The organism is Pseudoalteromonas shioyasakiensis, assembly GCF_001550135.1.
Taxonomy (GTDB): Bacteria; Pseudomonadota; Gammaproteobacteria; order Enterobacterales; family Alteromonadaceae; genus Pseudoalteromonas; species Pseudoalteromonas shioyasakiensis.
Genome location: NZ_LRUE01000019.1, coordinates 23,681 through 30,728, shown reverse-complemented (window position 1 = coordinate 30,728; position 7,048 = coordinate 23,681). Strand labels below are relative to the sequence as shown.

Sequence of the window (7,048 nt, the reverse complement as noted above, 5' to 3'; positions counted from 1 at the left end):
GAACCCGCGACCCCCGGCGTGACAGGCCGGTATTCTAACCAACTGAACTACCACTCCACATTTTCGTTGCTGACTGAGTCTCCCCTGACAGCGGCGTGAATAATACGAATCACCCTCTGGTTCGTCAAGGGGTTTTTTGTATTTTTACAGGTTTTTTAGTCATCTGACATCGAAAGGTTTAAAATTTCACCTGATTTGTCATTTTTTGAGCCATTTTTGCCAACTTCATTTTCATTCGTTGCTTGCTCATCATTTTCGGTTTGATTTTTTTTCTTTAAAAACGGTAAAGAAATTTTAAATTTCAGCGGTTTCTTCTGAACAAAAATTCTAATTGCCAGCCAACCTAATAAAAGGACGGTTAAATTTCCAACAACAATTAAGGTCACCATGAGCATGGTGGACGCTTTTTGTTCTTCTTCAAGAATTCGTTGTTGCTCTGCTTGCGCTTCTAAATCAATTTCTGGGCGAACAATTTCTGGTACAGCTTCAATTGGTCGCTCAATTTCAAATTTATAAGTCGGTAACGTCGCCATAAATTCACGGTCATTTATGTTGCTACCAAATACAGAGAGCTCAATACTGTATCGTCCCCAATCATAATTTTTAATTGCAAGCTCTCGTGTTTGTGATTTATCAGTATCTAAAGAGAACATTTGCTCTTCATTATTAGGGTAATAAATTTTCCCCTGAATTAGTACAGTTTCTGGTTTGACGATTTCAGGATTTAGCGAGATCGTTAAAATGTGGTCATCTTCATCTTGCTCAGCAAGTGCTACTTCATAATCAAAAGGCGGCTCATGCACCACAATTGGCTTTTGCACCACGGTACGCTTTAGTATAGGCGTTTCTATATATAGCTCTGGTTGCCACTCTCCTGCCGGAAAGACCAGTTTAAACTCACCGGTAAACACACCATCAAGCGGACGCTCATCAAAGCCGCGGCCATCATCTCTAAAGTCAGTAACACTTTGCGTGCCCGCACCAAAGTTTGCGTAATCACTATTATTAGTACTGACAAAATCAACGTGCAAACTTATCACATCTCGAAACTGGCCAACTTCTATTGGTTCACCATCATTTAATACGCGGCCAGTCAGTTTTACTGTTTCGCCACGAAACAGCATAGGCGGAAGTGGATCAACATTAAGCTCTATTTCACCCAGCACCATAATACGGCTATCTGGCAAGATACTGCCGACCACTTGCCATGGGCCAGGCATAGGGTTGCTAATGGTGATCAGGTCATAGCTCAGTTCATCATGCCAGTCGAGGTCATCATTGTTTACTGAGTCAGTAGCGTAATACTTAGTGCCGTCAGGGCGTACTAAAACAACGGCAGGAGCACCGCGTTTACGAAAGAAGAGTAAGGTTACTTTATCGACTTTATGGTCAATACGAAAACGGTTCTCTAGCAGGGGAATTTCATTTTGCACCCCATCACGTTCTAATGGGGTTATTTTATCTTGCTCGTTGGCAAATCCCGCTAAGGGAATTAAACACACTAATCCTGCTAGTAGTTGTTTTCTCATTTTATTACCTTATTCTGCGCGCCATAGGCATTGGCCACCCTTTGCAACCAAGTCTAAACGCTCTTCGTGAGCGGCGTGCTCTTGTTCTGTTGCTCTTAATACCACAAGCGGTGCTCTATCAGCACTTAGTCGGCGAATACCACCAGCTTGTTGAGTTGAGCCTTCATCTTTATTTTGATTAAGATTCAGCTTTACTTGCCCACCCGTCATCGACAGGTAAACATCGGCTAAGATCTCAGAATCCAGTAAAGCGCCGTGTAACGTACGCTTTGAGTTATCAATATCGTAACGACGGCAAAGTGCATCAAGGTTATTCTTTTGACCTGGATGCAAGTCACGCGCCATTTTTAAAGTATCAAGTACAGTACATACATCGGCAGTATTCGGAAAACCTTGATTTAACAATGCAAACTCATTATCCATGTGGCCGATATCGAACGCTGCGTTATGAATAACAAGCTCAGCGCCACGAATATACTCTAAAAACTCATGGGCAATTTGGTGGTACAGGGGTTTATCACGCAAAAATTCATTGGTGATACCGTGAACGTCTATTGCTTCTTCTTCTATTTCACGTTGTGGATTGATATACACATGAAAGTTGTTGCCAGTAAGACGGCGATTTACAAGTTCAACACAACCGATTTCAATAATGCGGTGGCCTTGCTTTGGGTCAATACCCGTGGTTTCTGTATCTAAAACTATTTGTCTATGTGCCATATCGTCTTAAGCCTGACTCTGGTATCTTTCTATATTCACTTTATTGTACACAATATCAAGGTAAAACAGTGCAGAAAACCGTAGAGATTTACACCGATGGATCATGTTTAGGAAATCCAGGGCCTGGAGGGTATGGCATCGTGATGCGATACAACGGCCACGAAAAGCAGTTAAGTCAAGGCTACACCCTAACAACAAATAATCGGATGGAAATGCTCGCAGCTATCGTTGCACTAGAAACCCTCACCCGCTCTTGTCACGTCATTCTGACGACCGATAGCCAATATGTGAAACAAGGCATTGAGTCCTGGGTTGAAAATTGGAAAAAGCGCGGCTGGAAAACCGCTGCTAAAAAACCAGTTAAGAATGTCGATTTATGGAAACGACTCGATGCTGCCTGCCAACAACACGAGGTAGAATGGCGTTGGGTAAAAGGCCATAGCGGCAATAAATACAATGAGATTGTTGACGATCTAGCCCGCGAAGCAGCTGGCAGCGATCAATTACTTGAAGACACAGGTTACGACGGTAATTAAAAGTACCTTGAAATAAACTTGGCGCAGGTCGTTTTATATTTTTGTTATATGTTATAAGATTTGGCTATAACGAAATATAAAGGATTCATTATGGCTCTGCGCATTCACTCTTTTTTTCATCAACAAAGCGCCACTCTCTGTTACTTAGTCAGTTGCGAAAGCACTAAACAGTGCTTGCTAATTGATGCGCCAGCTGATTTTGATATGCCAAGTGGCGAATTAAGTTTTACCACCGCCAATGAGATCATTAACTATATAAAGACTGAGCAGCTGACACTACAATGGCTCCTTGAAACTCATGCCCATGCTGACCATATCACCGCAGCAAGTTACATAAAGCAGCAATTACAAGACACACACCCTTGTAAACTCGGCACGGGTGAAGGGATCACACAAGTGCAAAAACACTTTAGCCAACTTTATAATCTTGATATGCCATGTAATGGCGAGCCTTTTGATGCTTTATTTGCTGATAAAGCACAATTTCAGTTAGGTGATTACACTGTAGATGTGATTGCCACACCGGGCCATACCCCTGACAGCGTGTGTTTTCACATTGATGGCAATGTATTTGTTGGTGACACCTTCTTTATGCCAGACAGTGGCACAGCCCGCTGTGATTTCCCAGGAGGCAGTGCCGGTGAGTTATATGACTCACTACAGCGAATTTTAGCGTTTCCTGACGATACCGTACTTTGGATGTGTCATGACTATCAACCAGATGGCCGCCCTCTTGCGAACAAAACCACAGTGAAAGAGCAGCGTGAGCAAAACATTCATTTAAAAGGGGATAAACAAAGCTTTATTGCGACTCGGGGAGGCCGTGATGCAACCTTGGCTGTACCAAAGCTGTTGCACCCTTCTATTCAATTAAATATTCGTGCAGGCCAGTACCCAAGCAAAACAGACACTCAACAACACTATTTAGCTATCCCGCTCACAGTGCTGCTTTGATGTTTGCCTGAGCCCTGCTCCTTTTACCGGCGAAAATTGCGGCCTTGCATGCCATTTAGGTTTAATTGGTGTAAGCGGGGCCACACGTTTTCGAGCCACCAGCATATACACACTACCCATTGGCTTTAAATATTGTTGACCAAAACTGCGCCACGCAGCAAAACGCGACAAACGGTTGCCTCTTGCAAGCGATGAATGAATAAATCGCTCGTCCGAAATAATCTCAAAGCCTAATAGATTCAACCAGTCTTTTACTCGTGATGGCGTAAAAAAGCGCCCTGTCCACGGTAACTTTTGGCGACTAAAAGGTAAAAGCTGCGCCAAGCCACACAAGCTAAACGGGTTAAAGCCCGTGATCACCAGATAGCCACCAGGAATTAAAGTACGATGTGCTTCGCGTAAGATGTGGTGTGGATCAGAATGATATTCTAAGCAATGCGACAATATGCAAGCATCAACACTGTGCTCATAAAAAGGTAACTCGTCTACATCAGCAATAACACCAGTAAATAGCCCCTGCTCTGCGACACAAACTTGGTGCTTAATAGGACTTTCACTGGTTGCCAGCTCGCCACTTAAATTACCAAGTTTTAGCATGTGATAACCAAACATGCGTGGCAGCCATGGTGTTAGCTTACGTTCAATTTCAGCACGTAAATAGTCACCATGAGGGAACTGCTGCCAAGTGTATGGCTTAGGACCTTCTTGAAAACTAAGGGCTGGTTTCATTTTCTGAGCTCGTTATACTGTGTGTTAACTGTCACTTTATAGAGCAATTAAACATGGTGCAAGTTAAAGCAATTAAAGCCTTTTCTGATAATTACATCTGGTGCATCAGCAATGAAGCTGAGCAAACAGCCTGGGTCGTCGACCCCGGTCAAGCAGAGCCTGTTTTACACTATCTAAGCGAGCATAACTTAACACTTAGCGGTATTTTGATTACTCACCACCATTATGACCATACCGATGGCGTGGCTGCACTGGTTAAGGAATTTCGTGATATTCCGGTTTATGGGCCAAGACATAGCCCTTTTAAAGGTATTACTCATGGCGTATCAGAAGCGGATAAAGTCACTGTTTATGATTACACCTTTACCGTGCTTGCGACACCTGGTCATACCCTAGACCATGTTTGTTACATTAATGACGAATTAAGTTTTACTGGCGACACCTTATTTAGTGCTGGCTGCGGACGATTATTTGAAGGCAGCGCAGAACAAATGTGGCACTCGTTATGTAAGCTAAGAGCCCTGCCAGATAAGTGTAAAATCTACTGCACCCATGAATACACGCAAGCCAACTTAGCCTTCGCAAAAGCCGTTGAACCAAACAATGAGTACTTACTCAGCTACAGTGATGAAGTTGATACTCTGCGCGCCAAAGACGAAATAAGCTTGCCAACCCAGTTAGGCGTGGAAAAACAAATAAATCCATTTTTACGTAGCGATATAGCAACAATCACTGATGAGCTTCCTGATGAGCTAAAAATTAATTTGGATCTGAATGAACCTTGGCAACGCTTTGCAGGTCTCAGAGCCTGGAAAGATAACTTTTAAAAAAACGTAAACACCGGTAGTTACAATTTTGTATATTTAGATCAGCATCTTGCAATAATAAGCTGACATAAACTGGTCATAAAGTGGCAATATGTTCTCAGAGCAGGTAATATTCGCCGAGTTTTTTTACCTGATGTATGGGTATATATGTATAAGTCTCCTTTAGTTTTATCACTTGCGCTGATTTTAAGTGGCTGTCAATTAACAGCTTCTGATTCAGCAAGTACAGATGTTGCGAACAATAATGTTGAGCAACAATTAGACGGCGCAAGTCCGAGCGATATCAATGATGCATTGATGATTAACGCTCAATATCAACAATTAACCGATATTGATGAGCCGCCTCCTGTATTTGATGATGTATGGGAGCGTATTCGTTATCAGCTTTCGATTGATGTGCCACAAAACCGCCCAGTTGTTGCTGAGCGTAACTATTATGCACGTCATCAGGCCTATTTAGATCGTATCTCTAAACGCGCTGAGCCTTACCTATACTTTATTGTAGAAGAAGTCGAAAAGCGTCAAATGCCAATCGAAATTGCGCTTTTACCTATTGTAGAAAGTGCGTTTGACCCATTTGGTTATTCACATCGCAGTGCTTCTGGCATCTGGCAATTTATGCCACAAACCGGTGAGCGTTTCGATTTAAAACAAAACTGGTGGTATGACGGTCGCCGTGACATTGTACAATCGACCCGTGCAGCGCTAGATTACTTATCATATCTACATAAAACCTTAGAAGGCGATTGGCTAAATGCCATTGCAGCCTATAACTCAGGTGAAGGTCGTTTACTGCGTGCCATTAAAAAGAACCGTAAAAAACATTTACCAACGGATTTTTGGTCACTTGATTTACCAAGAGAGACCACAGCCTACGTACCTAAGCTGTTAGCGCTGTCTGATCTGGTAAAACGCAGTGACGAATTTGGTGTTAAGTGGCAGCCAATTATTAATGCTCAAGTCGTTGAAGCAGTTAATGTAGGGAGCCAAATTGACTTAGCACTTGCCGCTGACATGGCAGGTATTAGCTTAACAGAGCTGTATCGTTTGAACCCTGGCTTCAATCGCTGGGCGACAGATCCAAACGGCCCACACTTTTTATTATTACCATCTGATAAAGTTGAAGCGTTTACTGACAAGCTAGCTAAAACAGAGCAAAAAGACCGCCTTCGCTGGCAGCAATATGTTGTTGCACGCGGTGACAGTTTATCTGTGATTGCGAAGAAGTTTTCAACAAGCACAAACGCGATTAAAACCCTGAATAAGCTTTCATCGAATACTATTCGTGTTGGTCAGCAATTACTTGTGCCACTAAGCGATGGTGAGATTAATAGCCAGCATTTACCAAAGTCAGTGCGTATGGCGGCTAATAAAGCAACACGTAAAAAGCTAAGCCATAAAGTGGCCAGTGGCGATACACTGTGGGATATCAGCCGTGAGTACGATGTGACCATAGCTGAACTTGCAACATGGAATAAGCTGAAAAAAGACGCTGTACTGCGTGTTGGTCAAAAGCTAACTGTCTATAAGCAAGAAAAATCACAACTTGCTGCTACACAAATCAAAGAGCGTACCATTACCTATAAAGTTCGTCGTGGTGACTCGTTAGCGCGCATTGCTGCTAAGTTTAATGTGTCTGTAGAAGATATTATTAAATGGAACTCATTAGCTGGGCAAAAATACATTCAACCTGGGCAAAAGCTTAAATTAAAGGTTGATGTTCGAAGCGCTTAATTGCTTCATCTAATATCAA

The 7,048-nt window shown here is 42.7% G+C and carries 7 protein-coding genes; 4 read left to right on the top strand and 3 right to left on the bottom strand.

From position 1 onward, the window contains the following. Positions 1-155: 155 nt before the first annotated feature. Both PASHI_RS15180 and dnaQ read right to left on the bottom strand, forming a co-directional pair. Positions 156-1,529, bottom strand: a complete 1,374-nt coding sequence (locus PASHI_RS15180; RefSeq protein ID WP_062566215.1) for a TIGR03503 family protein — start codon at positions 1,527-1,529, stop codon at positions 156-158. A gap of 9 nt (positions 1,530-1,538) precedes the next feature. Then, positions 1,539-2,249, bottom strand: a complete 711-nt coding sequence (gene dnaQ, locus PASHI_RS15175; RefSeq protein WP_054561795.1) for a DNA polymerase III subunit epsilon — start codon at positions 2,247-2,249, stop codon at positions 1,539-1,541. A gap of 68 nt (positions 2,250-2,317) precedes the next feature. Between dnaQ and rnhA the strand changes: the two genes are divergently transcribed. Together rnhA and PASHI_RS15165 are read left to right on the top strand one after the other, a co-directional pair. Then, a complete protein-coding gene (gene rnhA, locus PASHI_RS15170; protein WP_054561796.1) occupies positions 2,318-2,785 on the top strand; it encodes a ribonuclease HI in 468 nt (155 codons plus the stop codon). 90 nt (positions 2,786-2,875) lie between these two features. After that, positions 2,876-3,739 (top strand): MBL fold metallo-hydrolase, encoded by an 864-nt coding sequence (locus PASHI_RS15165; protein WP_062566214.1) that lies wholly within the window; start codon positions 2,876-2,878, stop codon positions 3,737-3,739. Here PASHI_RS15165 and PASHI_RS15160 read toward each other — a convergent pair. Further along, entirely contained in the window at positions 3,710-4,468 is a 759-nt protein-coding gene (locus PASHI_RS15160; RefSeq protein ID WP_054551627.1) for a class I SAM-dependent methyltransferase, read from the bottom strand. The genes PASHI_RS15165 and PASHI_RS15160 overlap by 30 nt on opposite strands. A gap of 53 nt (positions 4,469-4,521) precedes the next feature. Here PASHI_RS15160 and gloB point away from each other — a divergent pair, with 53 nt between their 5' ends. Together gloB and PASHI_RS15150 are read left to right on the top strand one after the other, a co-directional pair. Continuing rightward, positions 4,522-5,295: a hydroxyacylglutathione hydrolase gene (gene gloB, locus PASHI_RS15155; protein WP_062566213.1), complete on the top strand. Its 774-nt coding sequence runs from the start codon at positions 4,522-4,524 to the stop codon at positions 5,293-5,295. A 147-nt stretch (positions 5,296-5,442) separates the two neighbouring features. Beyond that, positions 5,443-7,029 (top strand): LysM peptidoglycan-binding domain-containing protein, encoded by a 1,587-nt coding sequence (locus tag PASHI_RS15150; protein ID WP_062566212.1) that lies wholly within the window; start codon positions 5,443-5,445, stop codon positions 7,027-7,029. Positions 7,030-7,048: the final 19 nt, after the last annotated feature.